Raw genomic sequence first — 23,981 nt, 5'->3', positions numbered from 1 at the left:
ACGAGGGGAAGCGTGACGAACGACCCGGCGTCCCTGCCGACATGGAGGGTCTGGGACGCCACGCGCGTCTCGCCGGTGCGTAGGCCGTCGGCGGTGTCAGGTTGCGGTCCCAGCGGGGGAAGCTGCTGGAGGTCACCTGTACGCGGATGCGGTGCCCCTGTTTGAAGAGCATGCTCGTGGACCACAGGTCGACCTCGACGGTGGACGCTTCGCCGGGGGTGCTCTGGACGCAGGTGATGCCGTCGACGACGTTGTAGGAGCGGCCGTCGGGGTGGACGTCGCACAGGCGCACGACCCAGTCGGTCGTGGGACCGTCGGTCGCGGCTGTCAGGGACGCGGTGATCCGCCCCGTCACCTCTACGTCCTCGGTCAGCACGTCGGTGGTGAAGACGAGGACGTCGTCCCGCTCCTCCACCACGCGCTGGTCGTAGGAGCCCGCCGGCGGATACGGCATGGTGGTGGCGCCACCGACGGTCGGCACAGGGTTCTGCGGGTCGTACGTGAAGGCGAGCGTTGCCGAGGCCGGCTCGCCGTCGGCGGCCAGAGTGCCGTCGGCGCCGAGGTGGAAGCGCGTGTCGACCGCGCGGCTCAGGGGCCACTCCGGCTCGGAACGCCATTTGCCCGCACCCATGACGTAGATCTTCACGGGCAGTTCGTCGTCCGGGGCCTCGCCGGTGGTCAGCCAGGCGTGCAGCCAGTCGAAGGTGAGACCGAGAACGGATGTGCGCGCGGGGAGACTACGGGCACGTCGTCCCTGGGGCTGGCGTGTCCGTCTGGCGGACCCTCCGCTGCTGGAACGGGCCGGTACCGGCCTCGGCCCGCCTCGCGGGGAGGTTTTCCGCGATGGGCGGCGCGGTGGTCTCGGGCGGAAATCAGGTTGTCGGCAGGAGGACGACTCCGTCGTGATCGGCGTGCAGGATGTCGCCGGTGGTGAAGGTGACCCCGCCGAACGTTATGGGTACGTCGACGGTGCCCGCGCCAGCTTTCCCGCTCTTGCGGGGGTTGGTGCCCAGGGCGTGGATTCCTATGTCCATGCCGGCGAGGACGGCGCTGTCGCGGACGGCCCCGTGTACGACGACGCCGGCCCATCCGTTGTCACGCGCCCGCTCGGCCATCAGATCCCCGAGGAGCGCGGCGTGCAGCGAGGCTCCGCCGTCGACGACCGCTATACAGCCCTCGCCGGGTGTGCGGAGCAACTCGTGCAGCAAGGCGTTGTCTCCGGGGCAGGAGATGGCGCGTACGGGGCCGGCGAAGGAGTGGACGGCGCCGTACGAGGTGAACTGCACGTCACAGACCCGCAGTTGGTCGCCGTACTTGTCAGCGAGGTCGGCGGTGGCAACGGGGGATGTCCTGTGCATTGCTACTCCAGGGTGTGGTGTCAAGGTTCACCGCGAGGTACGCCGGATTCCAGTGAGGGCTGGTGAGGGCCAGAAAGGCCGGTACGGGGCGGGGGTGGGCGTTGAGAATTGGGCGAACCCAATGTTCAGGAGAGCGCTCGCCTGTTCCCCCCGCCCCCGCCCCTGTCGGTGCCGGCCGGCTGGTGCCGCCAGGACCGAGTCAGGTTCCGTGAACGGCGTCAGCGGCGTCAGCATGGCCAAGTCGCCACACCGCTGTCGCTCCGAGGCTGGTGTCGATGTGCTTGCGCATGATCTCCGCCGCGCCGGCGGCGTCACCCAGGGCGACGCATTCGACGAGCGCGTCGTGCTCCTTGGCCTTCTGGTCCCGGGCGTTCTGGCCCGGGTCCGTACGAAGCGCCAGACGGCGATAGCGGTCGGCTTTGTCCCACAGCGCCTCCAGCGTTCCGATCAGCAGGTCGTTGTGTGACGCCGTGTAGATCGCGGCGTGGAAGCGGCGGTGTGCCACCAACTGCTCGACGCTCGGGTGGGGGTGCAGCGGGGCCAGCCCCTCCGCCGCCGCGCGGATGGCCCGGATGTCGGCGTTGGTGCGCCGTTCGGCGGCAAGCGAGGCGGCCAGTGGGTCCAGGGACCGTCGGATCTCCAGCAGATCGCGCGCCTCCTCGGCCCGCAACGGTGCGATCCGGGCGTCCCGGTGGGCGTCCAGCTCGACCAGCCCCTCGCTCTTGAGGCGCCGCAGCGCCTCGCGCAGCGGCGTGGTGCTGATGCCGATGAAGCTCGCGAGCTCTCGTTGCTGGATCACCGAGCCGGGCTCCAGCTCGCCGGAGAGGATCCGGTCGCGGACCTGGCGGTAGGCGAAGTCGCTCTTCGTCTCGAAAGCCTCAACCGGCTGCGACATGCGGTCCCCTCTGAGCGTCGATGGTTATAACCTACTGAGTCGACCTCGACTCCGCCAGAGGGCATCTTACTCCGTGGGCCCTCTAGACGCGCCTCTCTCACATTCCCTGCAAGGGTCTTCCTCCAGGATTCCCCCTCTCCGGCAGCGTGCGGATCCCGCCGCGAGGGTTGACGTCATAGGTTATAACCGTCACTGTTTGCGGCGACTCGCCTGAGGCGTATGTCTGGTCTCTTCAAGGAGGAAGAGCATGACCGCTAACTTCCGCAGCATCGCGCCGGATGCCGGCCGGGCCGCCGCGACCGCACCCCGCCGCGGGTTCCGGACCGCTCGTGTTCTCGGCGCCATGGCGTGCCTCGTCCTAATCGCCGCCTGCGGCTCCGGAGGTGAGGAACCGGGTGCCGACAACGTCATCGAGTCCGGCAAGGCGCCCTCGTACTACCCGGCCGCGTACAAGGACGTCATCGCGGCGTCGAAGAAGGAGGGCGGCACTCTCACCATCTACTCGACTTCCAGAAGAAGTACCCGTGGGTCAAGAAGATCGACGCGAACAACCTCGACAGCGACGAGGTCTTCCAGCGCGTCCTCAGCGAGCAGGCCACCGGCGGTTCACCTGTGGACGTCATGGTGTCGAACGCCTCGCAGGCATGGGCCGACTTCGCCGAGCGCCCCGGAACCCTGCTGCCGTACAAGTCGCCCGAGCTGGCGAAGCTGCCCAAGAACGCCACACTGCTGCCGAACGTGTACTCGATGTCGATGGACCCGTTGTCCATCGTCTACAACTCCACGCTTCTCAAGGAGAAGCCGACCGGGCTGAAGTCCCTCGCCGACATCGTGTCCAAGGACCCGGACAAGTTCAAAGGCAAGATCACCACGCGTGATGTGAACGGTGCCTTCGGGTTCTCGGTCTCCCATGCCTTCACCGACGCCCGGCCCGAGGCGTGGTCGCCGCTGGAGAAGCTGCTGCCCCTCGGCAAGGCCGAGTCGTCCTCCGGCACGCAGTTGGAGAAGATTCTCTCGGGTGAGTACGTCGCCGGCTTCTTCATCAGTGCCGCGCCCGCCTACCCGAAGGCGGACGACAGCGGTGGCCTGCTGTCCCTGACGTTCCTCGACGACGGAACCGTCGTCCTGCCGCGCGGTATCGGAATCGCCGCCAAGGCTCCGCACGAGGCGACGGCGAAGCTGTTCACCGACTTCCTCCTCTCCGCGGAGGGCCAGCGCGCTGTCGCCGAGGGCGGTCTCACGTCGTACCGCGAGGGCATCGAGGCCACCGACGGCCGCCACACCTACCAGGAACTGGTCAAGGCGGTCGGCACGAAGAACGTCATCGACGTCAAGTACACCAAGATCCCTGACGCCGAGGTGAAGGCGTTCACCACCCGCTGGGACGGGCTCCTCGGCCGCTGAGCCGCCAGACCGACGAAGGGCGCTGAGAACCCATGTCCACCACCAAGCCGCCTTCGCCACCGAGCAGCGAGAGCCCACCACGGACCGAGGCGTATCCGGCCCCCCGCTACCGCCGTCTCCTCGGACGGGGACGGGAGGTATGGCTGCACTACGCGGTCATCATCGTCCTCGCACTGCTCGTCCTCGCACCGGTCGTGCCGACGCTCTACCAGTCACTGCTCGACCGACCGCTGTACGAGGCCGGCGGCGTCCTCAGCCTGGACAACTACACCAAGCTGTTCACCGAGTCCGGCTTCGGACGGGTGGCGCTCAACACGGCCCTCTTTGCGGGGCTCACCACCGTCTTCACCCTGCTCATCGCCATCCCCATGGCGGTGGCCGTCGTACGGACGAAGATTCCCGGCGGACGTCTGCTGGCAGCCGCCATGCAGTGGCCGTTCTTCATCTCCTCCCTGATCCTCGGCTTCGGCTGGATCACCATGTACGGGCCCGCCGGCTTCGTCAGCGTGAAGGTCGCCGACGTGCTGGGCACCGTCCCCTGGAACCTCTACTCCATCCCCGGGATGGCGCTCACCGAGGCCGTCGCCCTGGCACCGATCGCCTACACGTTCTGCGCGGGCGCGCTGCGCCAGAGCGACGCCTCGCTGGAGTCGGCAGCCCAGGTCTGCGGAGCGGGACCGCTCCGCATCCTGTTCCAGGTCATCCTGCCGATGCTGCGCTCGCCGATCGTCTACAGCTCCATCCTGGTCGTCTCGATCTCTGTGGAGACCCTGAGCGTGCCTCTGCTGTACGGCCAGCCGGCCAACATCCAGGTCTTCTCGACCTTCCTCTACCGCAACGGACTTCAGTCGATCAACCCCGACTACGGAGTACTCGGCGCGGCCTCCGCCATCATCCTGTTCGTCACCGTCGGCCTGGTCGCCGTGCAGGCCAAACTTCTCAAGGACGCCCAGCGGTTCGTCTCGGTGCGCGGCAAGGCCACCCGTCCCCGGCGGCTCGACCTGGGCTGGCTGAAGTGGATCAGCCTGTTCTCCATCGTCTTCTACGTCGTGATGGGCGCCCTCGTGCCCATCGTGGGCCTGATCTTCCGCTCCTTCACCCTGATCTTCACCCCGCTCCAGTCCCCGCTGAAGACCCTGACCACGGCCAACTACGAACGCATCTTCAACTACACCGCCTACACCGACTCCATCATCAACAGCCTGATCGTCGCGGGCGTCGGCTCGGTCCTCGTGAGCGTCCTCGGGCTGCTGGCCGTGATGGTGGCGCGCCGCTCCACCTTCCGCTTCAGCAGGGCCACGGAATACCTGGCACTCGCCCCGCAGGCGATGCCCGGGATCATCGTCGGCATCGGCCTGTTCTGGGCCTTCGCCTACGCCCCGTTCGGGATCGGCAGCCTGCTCCAGGGCTCCCTGTGGGCCATCATCATCGGCTTCGGCCTGCGGGCCCTGCCCAGCGGATTCGGCTCCCTGGCGCCGTCGATCATGCAGATCGGCCAGGAACTCGACAACGCGGCACGGGTCTCGGGCGCCGACTGGATCAAGGCGTTCACCATGATCCTGGCCAAGCTCCTCACCCCCGCCTTCGCCGGCGCGCTCATCCTGACCTTCGTCACGATGCTCAAGGAGTACTCCCCGGCCGTCTTCCTCGGCTCGGCCGACAGCAAGATCATCGGCACCACGATGCTCGAACTCTGGGTCCAGGGCAACACCGGCTCCGTCGCCGCACTGGCCACCTTGCAGATCGCGATCACCGCGGCCTTCGTCGGGCTCGCCGGACTCCTCCTGAAAGGACGCCACAACGATGCCTGACGTCAAGGTCTCGCACCTCAACAAGCAGTTCGGCGGCAACGTCGTACTCGACGATGTCGACTTCACCATCCGGGACGGCGAGTTCTTCACCCTCCTCGGGCTCAGCGGCTGCGGAAAGTCCACCACCCTCAACTGCATCGCCGGGCTCGAACAGCCCACCAGCGGCGCGATCTCGGTCGGCGACACCCCCTTCGTGGACACGGAGAGGAAGCTCTTCGTACCGCCCGAGGGCCGCAACCTGGGCATGGTCTTCCAGTCGTACGCCCTGTGGCCGCACAAGACCATCGCCGCCAACCTCGCGATGCCGCTGCAGATCCGCAAGGTCGACAAGGCCGAGCGGCGCCGGCTCATCGACGATGCCCTCGACAAGGTCGGCCTGCTCCACCTGCGAGAGCGCTACCCCCACCAGATGTCCGGCGGCCAGCAGCAGCGCGTCGCTCTAGCCCGGGCACTGGTCTACTCGCCGAGCGTCCTGCTCCTCGACGAGCCGCTGTCCAACCTGGACGCCAAACTGCGCGAGCAGGCCCGTGCCTGGCTCAAACGGCTCCAGGAAGACCTCGGCATGACCACCGTCTACGTCACCCACGACCAGGACGAGGCCCTTGCCCTGAGCGACCGCATCGCGGTCATGTCGAACGGCCACATGCTCCAGGTCGGCACCCCCCAGGAGATCTACGAGACCCCGGCCACCGCCGAGGTCGCCGCCTTCGTCGGCCGCTGCAACTTCCTCAAGGCCACGGTCACCGAGACGACCCGGAACGGGGCCGTCCTGAAGCTGGAGGCCAACGGCCAGCGTCTGACCGTCACGACGGCCCGGTCTCTGAGCACTTCCGAGAACGTCACCGTCGCAGTCCGTCCCGAGCGTCTGGGCGTCCTCGCCGCCGACGGCAAGGCGGCCCCGGGTGCCAACGTCATCAGCGCCGAGGTCCTGACCACCTCCTACCTCGGCTCCCGGTTCGAGTACGACCTGAAAGTCGGCGACCTGGTCGTCCAGGTCGTCAGCGACCACGGCAGACTCACCGGCCCCGTCAGCCTCGCGGTCGAGCCCGACGCCTGCCTGGTCTACACCGACACGGTCGAACTGTCCGAGGATGCCCAGGCTCTCCTGACCGTCACCGGCTGAATTCCCCACTCCTCCAGAGACACAAGGAGTCCCGTGACCCCCACCGGCACCCCCCGCCGCTACACCCTCGGCGTCCTGTACGGCGACGGCATCGGCCCCGAGATCGTCCCCTCCTCGGTCCTGATCGCCGACGCCGCCCTCGCGGCCGCCGGCGCCCCTTCCATCGACTGGAGGGAACTGCCCCTGGGCTTCCGGGCCATCGAGGAGTTCGGGGAGGCGACCCCCAAGGCCACCCTCGCAGCCCTCGCCGAGACCGACGGATGGCTGCTCGGCCCCCACGACAGCGCGGCCTACCCCGAACCGTTCCGCTCCGAGCTCAACCCCAGCGGCACCATCCGCAAGCACTTCGACCTCTACGCCAACGTGCGCCCCGCCAAGGCGTTCGAGGGCGGCAACGCAGTCGTCCCCGGCACCGACCTGGTCATCATGCGGGAGAACACCGAGGGCTTCTACGCCGACCGCAACACCCACCGTGGCACCGGCGAGTTCATGCCCACGCCGGACGTGGCCATCGCGATGGGCATCATCACCCGCAGCGCATGCGAGCGCATCGCGCGGGAGGCGTTCGAGCTGGCCTCTCGGCGTCGCAAGAAGGTCACCATCGTGCACAAGGCCAACGTGCTGAAACTGACCACCGGGCTGTTCCGCGACGTATGCCGTGAAGTCGCGCTGGATTACCCCGACATCGCCGTCGACGACTTCCACATCGACGCCATGACCGTGCATCTGGTGCGGCGGGCCCATGAGTTCGACGTCCTGGTCACCGAGAACATGTTCGGCGACATCCTCTCTGACCTGGCCGGCGAACTGGCCGGATCGCTGGGTATCGCACCTTCCCTGAACGCCTCCCAGGACCGCGCGATGGCACAGGCGGCACACGGCTCCGCACCGGACATCGCCGGACAGGACCTCGCCAACCCGACCGCGATGATCCTCTCCACCGCGATGCTGCTGGAGTGGCTGGGCACCCGGCACGAGGACAAGGCGCTGGTGCGCGCCGCGCGGATCGTCGAGGAGGGCGTGGCCTCGACCCTCGCGCAGGGAACCGGTACCAAGGACATGGGCGGGTCCGTGGGATGCCGTGAGTTCGCCGAAGCGGTCGCGATCTCGATCGGGCAGCTGTGAGCGGGCACCGGGCCGACCGGCCGCCTACGGTAGCCGTCATCCATGCCACCCCGGCCTCGGTCGAACCCGCCGGGACCGCCCTCGCCGAGGGCTACCCCCAGGCATCGGTGTGGAACCTGCTGGACGACCGCCTCATCAGCGACGCCGAGGCGGCCGGCGGGCTCACGGCCGCCCTGTCCGACAGGATGCTGTCCCTCATCGGTCATGCCGTCCACGGAGGCGCCGACGCGGTGCTGCTGTCCTGCTCCCTCTACGGGCCGGTGCTGGAGCAGGCCCGCCGGGCACATGCGGTGCCCATGCTGAGCTCGGACGAAGCACTCTTCGCCGAGATCGTCCGCCGGCGGTTCGGGAGCGTTCTGCTCCTCGGCCACCTCGCCCCAGCGGTCCAGGACTCGGTGAACCGGTTGCAGCGGGTGCTCCGCTCCACGGAGGGCTGCGAGCGGACGGAGGTCATCGGCCGCACCGCCGACGGGGCGGCCGAGGCCGCCACCCACAAGGACCTCGATGCCCTGGAGAAATCACTGACCGATGCCGCCACCCCTTATCTGAAGGATGTCGACTCCGTAGTCCTCGGCATGTTCTCCCTCGCTCCCGCGCGCACGGGTGTGGAGAACGTGCTCGGTGTGCCGGTCCTGAGCGCTCCTCCGCTTGCCGCCCGCACCCTGCGTGAGCGGGTCGCGGCGGGTGCCGGCGCTTCGCGGGGAGGCCCGTGATGACCAGCCACCCGTGGCCCGACCGGGCCGCCGGCCCCGGCCACGCCACCACCTTCTTCGTACCGTCCGCCCCCGCGGACACCCTCGAATCGTCCGCCGCGGAGGCATTGTGATGGGCCGTAACCACCTGGCGGGATCCGGGCTCGACGCACTGGGCACCCGGGCCCGCCTCGACGTCGTCGGCCAGTCGCTGACGTACCACCGCATCGATCGGCTGGCCCCTGCCGACCTCCCGGTCAGCCTGCGGATCCTGCTGGAGAACGTGGCCCGCTTCCACGAGGGCACGAGCCGGGGCGACGACCAGGTGCAGGCGATCCTGGCGCGCGGGAGCTCGGGAACACCCGTCGACCTGTACGCCTCCCGGGTGTTCCTGCACGACACCAACGGGGTGCCCACCGTCGTCGACCTGGCGGCCATGCGTGACGCCATGGCCGCCTTGGGCGGCGACCCCGGACTGGTCAATCCCGTCATCGCGTCGGAACTCGTCGTCGACCACTCGGTCATCGCCGATGTCTTCGGCCGCTCCGACGCGCTGACCCGCAACGTCGAGCTGGAGTACGCCCGCAACGGCGAGAGGTACCGCTTCCTCAAATGGGGACAGCAGTCGCTCAAGAAGTTCGCGGTCGTTCCCCCGGGCACCGGGATCATGCACCAGGTCAACGTGGAGCGTCTCGCCCGGGTGGTCATGGTCGAGGACGGCCTCGCGTTCCCTGACGTGTGTCTCGGCACCGACTCGCACACCACGATGGTCAACGGGCTCGGTGTGCTCGGCTGGGGCATCGGTGGTATCGAGGCCGAGGCCGCGATGCTCGGCCAGTCCATGTCCGCCCTCGTCCCGGACGTCGTCGGCGTACGCCTCTTCGGCCGACTCCCCGCCGGAACCACGGCCACCGACCTGGTGCTCACCATCACCGAGCGGCTCCGCGCTCACGGAGTCATCGGCAAGTTCGTCGAGTTCCACGGCGACGGTGTCACGGCCCTGCCGGTCGCCGACCGCGTCACCATCGCGAACATGAGCCCCGAGTTCGGCTCGACCTGCGCACTGTTTCCCGTCGACGACGAGACCCTGCGCTATCTGCGGTTCACCGGGCGGTCCGAGGACCATGTCGCGCTGGTCGAGGCGTACGCCAAGGAACAGGGACTGTGGCACCAGCCTGACAGCGCGCCCCGGTTCACGGACACGGTCGACCTCGACCTGTCCACGGTCGTCCCCTCACTGGCCGGGCCGTCCCGCCCCGAGGACCGCGTCCCGCTGGACCAGGCCAAGGCCCGCTTCCGGACGGCCGTCGCCTCCATCCGCAAGCAGAACACCGCCGGCGACACCACCGCCACGAACACGCCCACCGCCACTGCCACCGTCGTCATCGACGGCACCGCGCACGAGCTGCGCGACGGCGCGGTGGCGGTCGCGGCCATCACGTCCTGCACCAACACCTCCAACCCGGCAGTCATGGTGGGCGCGGGCCTGCTGGCCCGGAACGCGGTACGGGCGGGACTGCGCAGCAAGCCCTGGGTCAAGACCACCCTCAGCCCCGGCTCACGGGTCGTCATGGACTACTACCGGCGCGCCGGCCTCATCCCGGACCTGGAGGCTCTCGGCTTCCACCTGGCCGGGTTCGGCTGCATGACCTGCATCGGTGCCTCCGGCCCGCTCATCGGCCCGGTGTCCGAAGCCATAGCCGACACCGGTCTGACCGTCACGTCCGTGCTGTCGGGAAACCGCAACTTCGAGGGCCGTATCCAGCCGGACGTAGCCATGAACTACCTGGCCTCCCCGCCCCTCGTCGTCGCCTATGCCCTCACCGGCACGATGGACATCGACCTCCGCACCGAGCCCATCGGCCACACCCCGCAGGGAGCCCCTGTCCACCTGCACGACATCTGGCCGGACCCGGCCGAGATCGAGGCCGTGATGGCCGGGAGCATCGACGCGGCGATGTTCACCGACGCCTACGCCAACGTCTTCACCGGCGACCAGCGGTGGCAGGACATCAGCGTGCCCGCGACCGAGAGCTTCGCGTGGGACGAGGACTCCGCCTATGTCCGTCGGCCGCCCTACCTGGACGGCATGACCAGGGGACCCGAAGCCGTCAAGGACATCACCGGAGCCCGGGTGCTGGTCAAACTCGGCGATCAGGTCACCACCGACCACATCTCCCCGGCCGGCGCCATCACCGCTTCCAGCGCGGCGGCCCGATATCTTGCGCAACTCGGCGTATCCGGGGGCGACTTCAACACCTACGCCTCCAGGCGCGGCAACCACCAGGTGATGATGCGGGGCGCGTTCGCCAACGTAAGGCTGCGCAACCAGGTCGCCCCCGGCACCCGTGGCGGCCGGACCCTCGACTTCCTCGCGGACGGGCGGGAGAGCTCGATCCACGACACGGCGGCTGCCTACCGTGCGGCTGGAGTCCCCATGGTCGTCGTGGCCGGGAAGGACTACGGCGGCGGGTCCTCGCGGGACTGGGCCGCCAAGGGGCCCGCGCTGCTGGGTGTCCGCGCGGTGATCGCGCAGTCCTTCGAACGCATCCACCGGTCGAACCTCATCGCCATGGGCATCCTGCCGCTCGAACTCATCGACAGCGGCCCCCAGGACCTGGCTCCCACCGGTGCCGAGACGATCACCGTCTCCGGGCTTGAGGTACTCAATGCCGGACATGCCCCGGCCACGGTCCGCGTCCTCTCCGACGGCCGCGAGTTCACCGCCCGAGTCCGCCTGGACACACCCCGCGAAGCCGACTACTTCCGCCACGGAGGGGTCATGCCGTACGTCCTTCGCGGCCTGCTCGCCACCACAGCAGAGACCGACCGGTGAGATGCGCCGATGCGACCAGTGAGGTGTGCCGATGCCCCCCCCGCCCTCCCGGAGGACCGTACTGCTGGCAACAGCCGGCTCCACGCCGTTCTCAGCAGCCATCGCGCCCTCGGCGACGGCGGCCACCCACGCGAGTGCCTCCGCCGCTCCCCGGGGACCTTCTCCGGTCCAGTACGCCTACGTGGGCTCCCGGACGACGAAACAGCGCAACGCCCGGGGCGCCGGCATCACCGTGTGGCGGGTCGGCCCCGGCCAGGATGCCTGGGAACTGCTCCAGACCGTTCCCGCCGACGACGGGGACCCGGCCACACCGACGCCTACCGGCGCGATCCCGGTCAATCCGTCCTTCCTCACCCTCAACCCCGAAGGCACCCGCCTGTACGCCGTCCACGGTGACGCCACGAGCGTCAGCGCCTTCGCCGTCGACCTGTCACACGGCACCCTGACGTTGCTCAACACCGTCGACGCCGGCCGCGGCAACCCCGTCCACCTCACGCTCGACCCCACCGGAAACTGGCTGGTCGTCGCCTTCCTCGCAGTCCCCGGATCCGTGGCGACCCTGCCGGTCCGGGCCGACGGCTCCCTCGGAACCGTGGCCGATGTCCTCGAACTCCCCGGAACACCCGGCCCGCACAAGACCGCGCAACTGGGCCCCAATCCCCATCACGTCGTCTTCGACCCCACGGGGCGGTGGCTGGCAATACCCGACCGCGGTCTGGACCGCGTCTTCGTCGCCGCCCTCGACACCACCACGGGCGCGCTGACCCTCAACGCCCCCGGAGGGGCGCAGACGAGGGAGTTGGAGGGCCCCCGGCACATCGCGTTCCACCCACACCGCCCCCTGGCGTACGTCATCAACGAACTCCGCTCCACGGTGCATACCTACCGATGGAACGCGGAAGCAGGCACCTTGACGCCTCTCCAGCTCATTGCCTCGACCGAGCCGTCGATGACCGAAGACACCCGCGCCGCCGAGATCGCCGTCTCACCCGGTGGCGGACACGTCTTCGTCTCCAACCGTAGCGGCGCGGGGGACTCCACTCCGGGCGGGCCCGACCCCGACACCATCGGTGTCTTCGCCATCGAACGCCACGGTGGACTCAAGCCCGTCGGCTGGGTCTCCACCCAGGGGATCCGACCGCGCTTCTTCGGTCTTGAGCCCTCAGGACAGCGGCTGTTCGCCGCCAACGAGGTCACCGACACCATCGTCGGCTACGCCCTCGCAGGCGACGGCCGTCGCCTGCGCCCCCTAGGCATCCTCGCCGAGACCGGTTCCCCCACCTCCATCGTCTGGCGCGCAGCCCACTGACCCGCTAACAGAGCCCGGTCCACCAACCAGTTCCAAGACACAGGTCGGCAGGAGAAAAACGATGACACCAACCAGGCGTACGTTCGGGGCGGCTGTGATCGCCGGCGTAGGCGCGGCGGCGATCCCATCGACGCTGCTTGCGGGATCGGCCGAGGCCCAGACTGCCGAGGAGGTGCCGTGGGGCGGCCCGCTGGCGCCCGACAAACCGCTGGCCAGGGCCTACGACGACGCGGCCAGGGCACTGGCGGAGGTGGACGACAACCCCATGATCCGCTGGCAGTACCGCGTGTGGTGCCAGACCGGCTATCGCAGTCCGAGCAGCGCGGGCACGGGGCAGCCTGTCGATCAGCTCACCGACCCGGCCGTCGACTTCGTGTCCCTCAAGGGTTTCCTCTACCGGGACCATGTCCGGCCCATGCCCGCCGGTGGGGTGCGGTTCCTGGACAACGCCTGGTACTTCGGCACCGACTTCACCGGGCTCGTCATCGTCCGTACGCCAGACGGGCTGATCATGCTCGACGCGCTCACCACGCCGGACGACATGCGCACCCAGTTCCTCGACCAGGCCGCCGCCGCGGGCCTCGACCCCAGGGACATCCGTTACGTCTTCCTCGGCCACGCTCATCCCGACCACGTCGGCGGCGCGAATCTGATCAGGGACGAGTACGCGCCCAGAGCCAAGTTCGTGATGGGGCAGCCCGACGCCGCGGTGATCGCGGCCCGGCGCGCCGACCTGAGGAAGCGGAAGGACGAGTACACCAGGGAGGAATACCTCGCACGGCTCGCCGCAGTCCCCGATCGGATCGACGTCGAGATCGAGGCGTACCCCGGGCACACCGTCGGCATGGAACGGATCCGGGTCGGCCGCAGGACCACGGCTGTCGCCATCCTCGCGCCCGGGCACACCGTCGGCCAGATGTGCGTCATCGTGCCGGTCGTCCACCAGGGTGAGACCCACAAGCTCGTCGTGTGGAGCGGCAACGACAACATCGAGGCCGCGGCCCAGTACGCGGTCTCGGCCGACTTCGTCCAAGGGCTCGCCGACCAGGAGGGCGCGGACGCCTTCATAAACACCCACGCCTACCAAGGCGCCGCCTACAGCCACCTACGCGCGCTCAAGGCCGACCCGTCTGCCCCCAACCCACTGCTGATGGGCCGCGCCGGGGTGCAACGCCACATCGAGATCTTCGGCAACGCCCAGCGCGCGCTCGCGCGACGCCTCATCGACGGCACTTGGAACGCGATGTAGCAGGGGATCTCCGGAAGCCCGTCGGGGGGTCCGCTGTTCGTCACGCGGGCCCAGGGCCGCTGCTGGGGAACAGTGCGCGGGCGCGGTCGGGGTCCGGTGAGACGAAGACGCCGTCCGCTTCCGCTGCCTTGCGGCCGCACCTTCGACGGCGGGATCAGCGGCTTGGCGATCTCCCACAGTCCGTCCGGAACAATCCAACTCCATGTACCCCGCCCCATGAACAGACCAACGTCCGCCTCACACGTAGGACACGGTCTTAGTCGACGTCCGTGACCTTCTGGAGATGGTCGAGGGCGTCGACGTACTCGTTGAGCAGCCGCGTGATCTCGGACTTGACGGTGGTGTGGCCCTTCATGTCGCCGACCACCTGGCCGACGGCGTAGGTCCAGTAGTCGAGATCGCGCGCGTGCTCGGCCCGCTTGTAGGAGTAGCCGTTCAGGATCGACTGCATGGGCCATGTCAGCGGCTCGGGAGCGGTGGGAGCCTGCCAGGCGTCGATGTACTTGGTGCGCAGCATCCGTCCCGGCTTGCCGGTCATGACCCGCGCCAGGAGTGCGTCCTCCGACTCGGCGGCGAAGAGCTTCTCCCGCATCTCCTCGCTGAGCTCGCTCTCGGCGGTCCCGAGCCACAGCGACCCGGTCCACACGCCCTGGCAGCCCAGGGACAGCGCGGCGAGGAGGTGCGAGCCGCGGGACACGCCGCCGGCGGCCAGCACCGGCACGCCTCCGGCGGCTTCCACGACCTGCGGCCACAGCACCATCGAGGCCACGGTGCCCACGCTGCCGCCCGCCTCCGTGCCCTGCGCGACGATGAGGTCCACGCCGGCTTCCCGCTGCTTGGCCGCGTGCCTGGCGGTGCCGACGAGCGCCCCGACCTGGACGTTCCGGGCGTGCGCCGCCTTCACCACCCAGTCCGGTGTGACCCCGAGGGCGCCGACGATCAGACTCACCGAACCCCGGGCCAGCGTGACATCGAGCTGGTCACGGCTCTTCTTGTTGGTCATCGCCATCTTCCTGGCGTTCTCGACCATGTAGGCGTCGCGGTCCTCGGCAGTCAGATCGCCCAGCCCGCCGCCGTCCAGCATGTCCTTGACGAACGCCAGGTAGCGGTCCGGGATCGAGGCCAGGTACTCCTCGGGGCTCTTCTCGTCGTCCATCGCCGTGCCGGGGAAGACCAGGTCCACGCCGAACGGCTTGCCGCCGACCTCCCGCTCGAGCCACTCGATCGACATGTCGAGTTCTTCGGGAGTCATCCAGGCGGCGCCGAGCACGCCCATGCCTCCGGCCTTCGTGATGGCCGCGACGACGTCCCGGCAGTGGGAGAAGGCGAAGAGGGGGAGCTCGATGCCGAGGTTTTCGGTCACATCGGTTTGCATTAGGAAACCTTCTCGTGGCGGTAGAAGTCGACGTATTCGGGAGCAAGGGGCTCATTACCGAGGATGAGGTCTGCGGCTTTCTCGGCGATCATCATGACCGGGGCGTAGAGATTCGCATTGGGAATGACGGGCATCACCGAGGCGTCCACGACGCGGATCCCGTCCAGACCGTGTACCCGCATGGTCTGCGGATCGACCACGGCCTCGTCATCGGTGCCCATCTTGGCCGTGCCGCAGGGGTGGTACGTCGTCTCTGCGTCGCGGGCCACCCACGCGAGGATCTCCTCGTCGGTCCTGACGTCGGGTCCGGGTGAGAGCTCGCCGCCGTTGAACGGCGCGAACGCGGACTGGTTCAGCACATCCCGTGTGACGCGGACACCGTCGATCCAGTCCTGGCGGTCCTGCTCGGTCGACAGGTAGTTGAAGGTGAGGATCGGGGCCTGGAGGGGATCGTTGGCGCGCAGCTTCACATGCCCCTTCGACTGGGGAGTCTGCGGACCGAGGTTGATCTGGTAGGAGTGCTCCGTGGGCGCGGGCGTGCCGTCGTTGCGGACGCCCAGGGCGAGCATCGTCAGCATCTGGTTCGGCATCGGCGCGTCGTCGTTGGAGCGGACGAACCCGCCGGCCTCGAAGTGATTGGTGGCGGCCGGTCCCTCACGCTTCAGCAGCCACTTGGCCCCGATGCCCGGCCATGACTTCACCTTGAGGATGCCGGCCATGGAGACCGGCTGCGTACAGGCGTACATGACGAACGCTTCGAGGTGGTCCTGCATGTTCTCGCCGACCCCCGGCAGGTCCTCGACCACGTCGATGCCCAGTCGGCTCAGCTCCTTGCCGTTGCCCACACCGGACAGTTGCAGGAGCTGGGGCGAGTTGAACGCTCCGCCGCAGAGGATGATCTCCTTGCCGCGGACGACCGTCCTGCCGTCCCGCCGTGAGGCGAGTTCGACGCCCACCGCGCGCTTGCCCTTGAAGACGACACGGCTGACGAGCGCGCCGGTCATCACCTCAAGGTTCTTCCGGTCGCGGACCGGCGCGTAGTACGTGCGGGCCGCGTCGTAGCGCTCGCCGTTCTCGATGTTGCAGTCGAAGGGCGCGAACCCCTCCTGGCGGTAGCCGTTGACGTCGTCGACGACTTCGTGACCGGCCTGCCGTGCGGCTTCGAAGAGCGCGCCGAACAGCGGGTTCTCGGCCTTGTGCCGGTGGACCGGGATGGGTCCGGAACGGCCGCGGTAGACACCGCGCGGATCACCGCCGACGAGGCGTTCGATGCGTTTGAAGTAGGGCAGGGTGTGGGCGTAACTCCAGGTCTCCATCCCTGCGGCCTCGGCCCAGCCCTCGTAGACGAGGGGGTTGGCGCGCTGGAAGAACATGCCGTTCATGGAGCTGGAGCCGCCCATGAGCTTGCCCCGGTAGTGCGCGATCCTCCGGTTGTCCAGCATGGGCTCGGGCTCGGACTCGTACTGCCAGTCGTAGAGCTTGTGGCCCATGAGGAAGAGGAAGGCGGCCGGGACCCGCACGGGGTAGTCGAATCTGGAGTGCCGTCGGCCGGCCTCCAGGACCAGGACCCGGCTCCGGCCGTCGGCCGACAGACGGTTGGCGAGCACACAGCCGGCCGAACCGCCGCCGACGATGATGTAGTCGTAGCCGTCGTGCTTCATGAGAGGTCCTTCTTCCGGGTTTCCTGTGTCATGCCGGTCCGCTCAGGTCGGTGAGCAGCGCGGCGACGTCTTTCCGGTTGAGCTTTCCGGTGGTCGCGTTGACCGGGAGGGCGTCGACCACGACAAAGGCGCTGGGTACCTTGTAGGAGGAGAGCCTCGCCTTGCAGTGCGCCCGGAGCTCGGCCTCGTCCACGCCCGAGGCGGTACCGGGGACGACTGCGGCGACGACCCGCTGGCCGTAGATCTCGTCGGGTAGGCCCACGACGGCGGCCTGGCCGACCGCCTCGTGCTCGTTGAGGACGCGCTCGATCTCCGAGGGGGAGATGTTGGTGCCCCCGCGGATGATGAGGTCCGACAGCCGCCCGACGACGTACACGTAGCCGTCCTCGTCGACCCTGACCAGGTCCTTCGTCCGGTACCAGCCGTCGTCGGTGAGTGCCTCGCGCGTCAGCTGCTCGTCCCGCCAGTACCCCAGCATCAGGCCGGGGCCGCTCGAGTACGCCTCGCCGACCTCGCCCGGCGGGACTTCGGCTCCCTCAGGGTCGAGGATCCTGAGCCGGGAGTGGGGAACCAGCTTCCCGGCCGAGCCCGACCTGGGGACAGGGTCCGTGAAGGGGTCGTAGGTGACGAGGGGAAGGCACTCCGAGGCGCAGTACGCGTCGAGCACCGAGACACCGGTCAGGGCCGTCCAGCGGTCGAACACCGCCTCGTTGCGGGGCTCGCCCCCCGAGATGCACAGACGGAGCGACTCGAACACGCGCGTACCCGGCTCCGGATCTCCCACGTGCTGGACCAGCTTGGCGAACGTGGCGGTGACGCCGGCCACGAACGTCGCCCGGTGCTTCTCGATCACCGGAGCGATGAACTCCGGACGCGCTCGCCGTACCACGATGACGGTGCCGCCCCGGAGGAGAACCGCCAGCGAGGTGCTCGCGAGGCCGTACAGCCACGCCATCGGCAGGCAGATGATCGCCCTGTCGTCGGGGGAGAGGTGCCAGACCTCGCCGTAGGTGTCCGCGCAGTTGAAGATCGCGGTGGCGGACACCATGATCGCCTTCGGTCGGCTGGTCGTGCCCGAGGAGAAGCAGATCAGGGCCAGCGGCTCCCGCAGGTTCTCGGGGTTGGGGGAGCGGTCGTGACGAACCACGCCGACGTCGAAGGACACGATCTCCACGACGGGCGTTCCGGGCGCCCCGGCCTCGACGGCCTCGCGATCGACGCCCTCCGAGACGACGATCAGCGAGGGGTTGCTCGTCTCGATGGCGTAGCGCATGTCGCCCGGGCCCGACGAGGGGTAGACGGTGACGAGGACACCGCCGGCCCGCCACACGGCGAGGGCGGTCATCAGATACTCCGCTGAGCTCTCGGCGACCAGAGCCACCCGGTAACCGGGGCCCAGGCCGGCTTCGCGCAACGCTGTCGTCCGGAGCTCGACCGCCGCCTGCAGATCGCGATAGGTGATCGTCGCGTCGTTGTCGATCACGGCGGTGCGGTCGGGCTGCTCACGAGCGACACGCTCGAAGGCCGACACGCAGTCGCCACGCACGGTGGCGGGCTGGAACGCCATCCAAAGCTCCAGTTCCTTGATCGGGCGAGGCTGTGCAACGAGCCTCCCGAGTGAGTGGTCGGGCGCCTGATGATGAACCACAAGGTAGGCGGTGGGACCGTGGGAGGTAATTGGAAATTCTTCCGACAGGCTGCTCCGATCCTCTGGGAAGTTCCAATGCGGTCCGGACGCCTGCGGGGAGATAGTTCCGAAGGACGCTCAGGCAACCGGTGACATGCCGAGTCGACGGACCGATGGCAGGGAGATCGCAACGTGAAACTGGACCAGGCGGACGTGGTCGTGGTCGGCGGCGGCATCGTCGGAGTGTCGACGGCGTACTTCCTCGCGACCAAGGGACATGACGTCGTCCTCTTGGAGCAGCGGGAAATCGCCCATGGCGCGTCCGGTCGGAACATGGGTTTCCTCCACATGCACAACCGCAACGGAGATTTCTCTCTGGCGCTTTCCCGGGCCGGCCGCGCTCTGTACGACGATTTCTCCCAATTGCTGGGCCCGTCGTTCGAGTACCGCGCGAACGGCGCGATGACGTATTTCTTCACCGACGACCAGCGCCAGGTCTACAAGGAATTCGTCGAGGACCGCAACCGTCACGGCTTCACCATGGAGCTGCTGGACGGCCCGACGGCCCGTGAAGCGGCGCCGATCCTGCCGCCCACCGTCCTGGGCGCCACGTTCTGTCCGGAGGACGGCCAGATCCGCACCCCCAAGTTCGTCCGGGCCCTGGCCCAGGAATGCCGCCGCATCGGCGTGCGCATCCACGAGCACACACCCGTACTCGGACTGACGCGCGACGGAGCGAAGGCCACGGGTGTCCGGACTCTCGGCGGAGACGTGCACGCGGACCGGGTGGTCTGGGGTACGGGGGTCTGGTCCCAGATGCTGGAAGCGGAGGGCATCCACGTGCCGATCAAGCCCGAACGGCTCGGCGCGGTGCTGTTCGCTCCGGTCGAGGAGCACCTCGACAAGATCCTCAACGGTCCCCTGGCCGCCAAGCAGTATGGGCACATCCGAAGCCTCCCGAGCTATCGCGACGAGTACTTCACAGCGCCCTACGAGGATTCGAGCCACGGGATCGAGCACCTGGAGTGTGTCGCCAAGACGGAGGACGGCAACCTGTTCGTCGGGTGTCCGATGGACTATCCCGAGCAGCTGGACGACCGTATGCCGCTCGGCGGTCTGAAGATGACCATCGACGCCCTTCTGGAGACCTTCCCGCACTACCGGGGACTCGGTGTCGAGGGTGTCTGGACGGGTCTCCTCCCGGCCACCGCCGATTCACTGCCGATCGTCGACGAGGTCGACGAAGTACCGGGCCTGATCCTCGCCACCGGACACGTGTACGGGAACTTGGCCGGGCCGATCACTGGACAGCTCGTGGCCGAGCTGATTTCCGGCGAGGAACTCAGCCTGCCGATCGACGAGATGGCCTTGGACCGGCCGGCACTCCGCGACAACCCCGACGGCGTCATCCGCTGGTGACCTCGCCGAGAGCAGAGAACTTCCCGACGAGGGCCAAAAGCGTCCCGTTGTCCCCATCAGCTTCTGAGGAGCATGAATGACCACCAACACCCTCGGCGCGGCGCACACCTCGGATTCTGTTCGGTACCTCGACGAGATCGAGGTAGGGCAGACCTGGCTGACGCTCGGCCGGACGGTCACCGAGACCGATGTCGTCACGTTCGGCACCTGGTCGGGCGACATGCATCCGCTCCACATGAACGAGGAGTACGCGAAGCAGACCCAGTTCGGTGGCCGGCTCTTTCACGGCCCGGGAGTCCTCGCTATGGCGTTCGGCCTGGAGATGGGCCTGGGGTGGAAGAATCCGTCGGCGATCGCCTTCCTCGGAATCCAGGACTGGAACCTCCTCGCGCCGGTGCGCATCGGGGACACCATCAGGGTGAGCGAGGAGATCGTCGAGATCCGGCCCTCCGCGAGCAAGCCCGATCGCGGCATCGTGACCACACATGTGCAGGTCCTGAACCAGAACGGGGACGTGTGCCAGGAGGGCAAGTGGATCGTGCTGCTGTCGCGCCGCCCCGACCGGTCGGAGTGATCCGCCGTGACGCTACGACTGCCCGAGGGAAAACGTCTCGCCGTCTGTCTCAGCCCGGATTTCGACGCCCAGAGCGTCTGGATGGGCACGTTCAGGTCCAGGTCCCAGACGAATCTGTCGCGAGGCGAGTTCGGTGCCATGGTGGGGGCCCCGCGCCTGCTGGACGTGTTCCGCCGCTACGGGATCACCACCACGTGGTGCGTGCCGACGCACACGATCCAGACGTTCCGCTCCGCCGTCGACGCGATCATCGAGGACGGCCACGAGATCGGAGCGCACGGGGTGTATCACGAATACGTCCCCGCGCTGGACCGGGACGAGGAACGGCGGCTGCTCGACCTTCAGCTGCATCAGCACGAGAAGCTGCTGGGCACGCGGCCGAGGGGCTACCGTTCCCCGGCCCTGGACGTCACCAACGACACCCTCGACCTGCTGGCCGAGTTCGGCTTCGACTGGGACTCGTCCCTGATGGGGCGTGACTTCACGCCCTACCGACCGCGCATGGTCGCGGAGCTCGACCAGGAGAACGGCAACAGCTTCGGGCCCGAGAGCCGGGTCCTGGAGTTCCCCGTCTCCTGGTTCCTCGACGACTTCCCGGAGCTGGAGTCCTTCAAGGGCAACGCGCTGATGCAGTCCAACGAGGTCGTCCTCACCCGCTGGAAGGACAGCTTCGACTTCGCGCATGCGCGCTGTCCGGGCGGCGTCGCGACCTGGACGCTGCATCCGCAGACCATCGGCAGGGCCCACAACCTGCTGATGCTCGAGAAGTTCCTCGACCACGTGACGTCCTTCGACGACGTCTGGTTCCCGACGCTCTCGGAGCTCTTCGACCGCTGGGAAGACGGCTGAACAATGGACGCCGACGACAGAGCGCTCGTTCCGGACCGCGGACCGAGCGCTCTGACCGGCCCTCGACGACGTGCTCAGCAAGCTGCTGACCGGGCGCGCGGCGACCAGGCCGTCGACGTACGGCACGTGCCCGCCTTCGAGTCCGAGGACACCGACTACGAGGAGTCCGGGCTCGTGGCCTACCTGGCCACCGTCGGTGAGGTGCAGTCCTTCGCCATCGCCCGCACCATCGTCTCCTCGGCGTACGAGCGCTACCGCGAGCAGTTCCCGGACCGCGGGGTCGTCGTGCTCAACAGCAATCTCCTCGCCCTCAAGGGCGCGGCCGAACTGGCCGTCAACTGACGGAAGGGTCCTACGTTTCATGAACATAGTCGTCCTGGTGAAATACGTGCCCGACGTCACAGGGGAGCGCCGGTTCACATCCGACCACACCGTGGACCGCGACGGCGTCGACGGCCTCCTGTCCGAACTCGACGAGTACGCCGTCGAGCAGGCGCTGCAGATCAAGGAGCAGCGTGAGGACGAGGAGATCACGGTCACCGCACTGACCGTCGGCCCCGAAGACGCCGCGGACGCGCTGCGCAAGGCACTGCAGATGGGCGCCGACCGGGCCGTCCACGTCGAGGACGAAGCCGTCGCGGGCTCCGACGCGATCGCCACCTCGCTGGTGCTCGCCGAGGCGGTGAAGACGGCGAGCGGCGGTACCGTGCCCGACCTCGTTGTGGCGGGGATGGCCTCGACCGACGGCGGCGCCGGGGTCGTTCCGGCCATGCTCGCCGAACGCCTCGGCGTCCCGCAGGTCACCTTGGCCTCCCAGGTGGAGACCTCCGGCACGCAGGTCCGCATCCGCCGCGACAGCGACGCCGCCACTGAGGTCATCAGCGCCACGATGCCGCTGGTCCTGTCGGTGACCGACCAGTCGGGGGAGGCTCGCTACCCCTCCTTCAAGGGCATCATGGCCGCCAAGAAGAAGCCTCTCGAGACGGTGGATCTCGACGACATCGGTGTCGACGCCTCCCTCGTCGGTCTGGGAGCATCTCGCACCACCGTCACGGGCACCACCGCCCGCCCGCCGCGCACCGTCGGCGAGATCGTCAAGGACGAGGACGGGACCGGCGCCGCGGCGCTCGCCGCCTTCCTCGCGAGCAAGAAGTTCATCTGAGAGGGCACGAGAGATGTCTGAGGTTCTGGTTCTCGTTGACCACGTGGCGGGCACGGTCAAGAAGCCGACGTACGAACTGCTCGCCATCGCCGGGCGGCTCGGTGAGCCGTCGGCCGTCTTCATCGGCGGTGTCGATGCCGCGGAAGCCGTCGCCGACGCGGTCAGAGGGTACGGCGCCGAAAAGGTCTACGTCATCGACGACTCCGACATCGCGGGTTACCTGGTGGCCCCCGTGGCGGAGGCACTGCAGCAGCTCGCCGCCGGGAAGGAGCTGGCCGCGATCCTGCTGCCCTCTTCGGCGCAGAGCAAGGAGATCGCCGGCCGCCTGGCCATCAAGCTCGGCTCGGGTCTGATCACGGATGCCGTCGACGTCGCTGCCGACGGCACCACCACCCAGTCGGTCTTCGCGGGCAGCTACACCGTCGCCGCGCAGGTCACCACCGGCATCCCGATCATCACGGTCAAACCCAATGCGGCCGCTCCGCAGGAGGCCGACGGTGCCGGAGTCGTCGAGCACGTCACCGTGACGATCTCCGACGCCGCGAAGGCGGCTCGCGTCGAGGACAGCCGGCCGCGCGCCGCCACCGGCCGCCCCGAGCTGACTGAGGCCGCCGTTGTGGTCTCCGGCGGCCGCGGCACCGGAGGCGACTTCGGGCCCGTCGACGCTCTCGCCGACGCGCTCGGCGCCGCCGTCGGCGCCTCACGCGCCGCCGTGGACTCGGGCTGGCTGTCCCACACCTTCCAGGTCGGCCAGACGGGCAAGACCGTCTCCCCTCAGCTGTACATGGCCAACGGCATTTCCGGGGCCATCCAGCACCGGGCCGGTATGCAGACCTCGAAGACCATCGTCGCGGTCAACAAGGACCCCGAGGCACCCATCTTCGACCTGGTCGACTTCGGTGTCGTAGGCGACCTTCACACCGTTCTCCCTGCCCTGACCGCACAGATCAGCCGGCGCAAGGGCTGACCCCCCTCCCGCTCACGGGCCTCGCTATCCACACGACTGCGCCCCCGGAACGTCGACTCGATGGGCCTGCTCGGCCACGCCGCCATCGTGGGCCTGGCGAAACCCGGCAGTGAGTCGCCCCTCGACATCGGCAGCTCGATGCTCAGCGGTGCCAGCGTGGCCTTCGTCCTTGGGGGGCGACTCCGTGCCACAAGTACTGATTCCGCAGCTGATCTCCCTCTGCGAAGCCGGCAAGTTCCCGTTCGACAAGCTCATCAAGCACTACGCATTCGAGGACATCAACCAGGCCTTCGAAGACAGCGAGAACGGGGTCACGCTCAAGCCGGTGGTCGCCTTCTGAGCACGCGCGTGCAAGAGGGCGGATAGGAGGGACGGCGTCGAACCTTGGCTGTCGCGTGGCAGCACGGAGAACGAGCGGGTGCCCATGCTCCGTGCTGCCACATCCCTACCGCCGACAGCGCTTCCGAGGAGATCTTGTTCGCCTGCGGCGAGGTGTGATGCGGCTGCCGATGTCTGGGCAGCGGGCCGCGCGCGGCCATCAGGCT

20 protein-coding genes and 2 pseudogenes are annotated in these 23,981 nt (G+C 68.4%); 15 read left to right on the top strand and 7 right to left on the bottom strand.

What is annotated here, in order from left to right; all coding sequences use genetic code 11:
* Nucleotides 1-91: 91 nt before the first annotated feature.
* The 3 genes and pseudogenes from ACH4TV_RS32710 to ACH4TV_RS32700 all read right to left on the bottom strand — a co-directional run.
* Nucleotides 92-907 (bottom strand): annotated as a pseudogene (locus ACH4TV_RS32710) (CocE/NonD family hydrolase); the annotation flags it as partial.
* Nucleotides 873-1,358 carry a ribonuclease E activity regulator RraA gene (rraA, locus tag ACH4TV_RS32705; protein ID WP_398404487.1) on the bottom strand — a complete coding sequence of 162 codons (486 nt, stop codon included), beginning with the start codon at nt 1,356-1,358 and terminating at the stop codon, nt 873-875. The pseudogene ACH4TV_RS32710 and the gene rraA, both read right to left, overlap by 35 nt.
* A 199-nt stretch (nt 1,359-1,557) precedes the next feature.
* The gene (locus tag ACH4TV_RS32700) at nt 1,558-2,253 is read right to left on the bottom strand and encodes a GntR family transcriptional regulator (protein WP_398404485.1); all 696 of its coding nucleotides are present in this window, start codon (nt 2,251-2,253) and stop codon (nt 1,558-1,560) included.
* Between the two features lie 537 nt (nt 2,254-2,790).
* On the opposite strand from ACH4TV_RS32700, the gene ACH4TV_RS32695 reads away from it, so the two are divergent.
* From ACH4TV_RS32695 to ACH4TV_RS32660, 8 genes are all read left to right on the top strand, one after another.
* Nucleotides 2,791-3,657, top strand: a complete 867-nt coding sequence (locus ACH4TV_RS32695) for an ABC transporter substrate-binding protein (protein ID WP_398404602.1) — start codon at nt 2,791-2,793, stop codon at nt 3,655-3,657.
* Nucleotides 3,658-3,689: 32 nt separating this feature from the next.
* Nucleotides 3,690-5,468 carry an ABC transporter permease gene (locus tag ACH4TV_RS32690; protein WP_398404483.1) on the top strand — a complete coding sequence of 593 codons (1,779 nt, stop codon included), beginning with the start codon at nt 3,690-3,692 and terminating at the stop codon, nt 5,466-5,468.
* Nucleotides 5,461-6,591, top strand: coding sequence for an ABC transporter ATP-binding protein (locus ACH4TV_RS32685; protein WP_398404482.1), 1,131 nt, complete (start codon nt 5,461-5,463; stop codon nt 6,589-6,591). The genes ACH4TV_RS32690 and ACH4TV_RS32685 overlap by 8 nt, the downstream gene beginning before the upstream one ends.
* 33 nt (nt 6,592-6,624) lie before the next feature.
* Nucleotides 6,625-7,716 carry an isocitrate/isopropylmalate dehydrogenase family protein gene (locus ACH4TV_RS32680; RefSeq protein ID WP_398404480.1) on the top strand — a complete coding sequence of 364 codons (1,092 nt, stop codon included), beginning with the start codon at nt 6,625-6,627 and terminating at the stop codon, nt 7,714-7,716.
* On the top strand, nt 7,713-8,429 hold the full coding sequence (locus ACH4TV_RS32675; RefSeq protein WP_398404478.1) for an aspartate/glutamate racemase family protein: 717 nt from the start codon (nt 7,713-7,715) through the stop codon (nt 8,427-8,429). The genes ACH4TV_RS32680 and ACH4TV_RS32675 overlap by 4 nt, the downstream gene beginning before the upstream one ends.
* Before the next feature lie 127 nt (nt 8,430-8,556).
* Nucleotides 8,557-11,244, top strand: coding sequence for an aconitate hydratase AcnA (gene acnA / locus ACH4TV_RS32670; protein WP_398404600.1), 2,688 nt, complete (start codon nt 8,557-8,559; stop codon nt 11,242-11,244).
* A gap of 31 nt (nt 11,245-11,275) precedes the next feature.
* A complete protein-coding gene (locus ACH4TV_RS32665; RefSeq protein WP_398404476.1) occupies nt 11,276-12,553 on the top strand; it encodes a lactonase family protein in 1,278 nt (425 codons plus the stop codon).
* A 61-nt stretch (nt 12,554-12,614) separates the two neighbouring features.
* A complete protein-coding gene (locus ACH4TV_RS32660; RefSeq protein WP_398404474.1) occupies nt 12,615-13,802 on the top strand; it encodes an MBL fold metallo-hydrolase in 1,188 nt (395 codons plus the stop codon).
* A 116-nt stretch (nt 13,803-13,918) separates the two neighbouring features.
* On the opposite strand, the pseudogene ACH4TV_RS32655 reads toward ACH4TV_RS32660, so the two are convergent.
* The 4 genes and pseudogenes from ACH4TV_RS32655 to ACH4TV_RS32640 all read right to left on the bottom strand — a co-directional run.
* Nucleotides 13,919-14,020 (bottom strand): annotated as a pseudogene (locus ACH4TV_RS32655) (IS5/IS1182 family transposase); the annotation flags it as partial.
* 38 nt (nt 14,021-14,058) lie between these two features.
* Nucleotides 14,059-15,177, bottom strand: coding sequence for a nitronate monooxygenase (locus ACH4TV_RS32650; RefSeq protein ID WP_398404472.1), 1,119 nt, complete (start codon nt 15,175-15,177; stop codon nt 14,059-14,061).
* Nucleotides 15,177-16,838, bottom strand: coding sequence for a choline dehydrogenase (locus ACH4TV_RS32645; RefSeq protein ID WP_398404470.1), 1,662 nt, complete (start codon nt 16,836-16,838; stop codon nt 15,177-15,179). The genes ACH4TV_RS32650 and ACH4TV_RS32645 overlap by 1 nt, the downstream gene beginning before the upstream one ends.
* Before the next feature lie 28 nt (nt 16,839-16,866).
* Nucleotides 16,867-18,405 carry a class I adenylate-forming enzyme family protein gene (locus tag ACH4TV_RS32640; RefSeq protein ID WP_398404468.1) on the bottom strand — a complete coding sequence of 513 codons (1,539 nt, stop codon included), beginning with the start codon at nt 18,403-18,405 and terminating at the stop codon, nt 16,867-16,869.
* Between the two features lie 252 nt (nt 18,406-18,657).
* Here ACH4TV_RS32640 and ACH4TV_RS32635 point away from each other — a divergent pair, with 252 nt between their 5' ends.
* From ACH4TV_RS32635 to ACH4TV_RS32605, 7 genes are all read left to right on the top strand, one after another.
* Nucleotides 18,658-19,884, top strand: coding sequence for an NAD(P)/FAD-dependent oxidoreductase (locus ACH4TV_RS32635; RefSeq protein ID WP_398404466.1), 1,227 nt, complete (start codon nt 18,658-18,660; stop codon nt 19,882-19,884).
* A gap of 76 nt (nt 19,885-19,960) precedes the next feature.
* Nucleotides 19,961-20,458 (top strand): MaoC/PaaZ C-terminal domain-containing protein, encoded by a 498-nt coding sequence (locus ACH4TV_RS32630; protein WP_398404464.1) that lies wholly within the window; start codon nt 19,961-19,963, stop codon nt 20,456-20,458.
* Nucleotides 20,459-20,464: 6 nt separating this feature from the next.
* Entirely contained in the window at nt 20,465-21,307 is an 843-nt protein-coding gene (locus ACH4TV_RS32625) for a polysaccharide deacetylase (RefSeq protein WP_398404462.1), read from the top strand.
* 3 nt (nt 21,308-21,310) lie between these two features.
* Complete coding sequence (locus ACH4TV_RS32620) at nt 21,311-21,649, top strand: hypothetical protein (protein ID WP_398404460.1); 339 nt, start codon at nt 21,311-21,313, stop codon at nt 21,647-21,649.
* A gap of 19 nt (nt 21,650-21,668) precedes the next feature.
* Entirely contained in the window at nt 21,669-22,469 is an 801-nt protein-coding gene (locus tag ACH4TV_RS32615; protein WP_398404458.1) for an electron transfer flavoprotein subunit beta/FixA family protein, read from the top strand.
* Nucleotides 22,470-22,482: 13 nt separating this feature from the next.
* A complete protein-coding gene (locus ACH4TV_RS32610) occupies nt 22,483-23,436 on the top strand; it encodes an electron transfer flavoprotein subunit alpha/FixB family protein (protein WP_398404456.1) in 954 nt (317 codons plus the stop codon).
* A 184-nt stretch (nt 23,437-23,620) separates the two neighbouring features.
* Nucleotides 23,621-23,776, top strand: a complete 156-nt coding sequence (locus ACH4TV_RS32605) for a hypothetical protein (protein ID WP_398404454.1) — start codon at nt 23,621-23,623, stop codon at nt 23,774-23,776.
* Nucleotides 23,777-23,981: the final 205 nt, after the last annotated feature.

The sequence above is a fragment of the Streptomyces sp. NPDC020898 genome, from assembly GCF_044333925.1.
GTDB lineage: Bacteria > Actinomycetota > Actinomycetes > Streptomycetales > Streptomycetaceae > Streptomyces.
The sequence above is the reverse complement of the archived record's forward strand: the minus strand, read 5'-3'. Positions and strand labels throughout refer to the sequence as shown.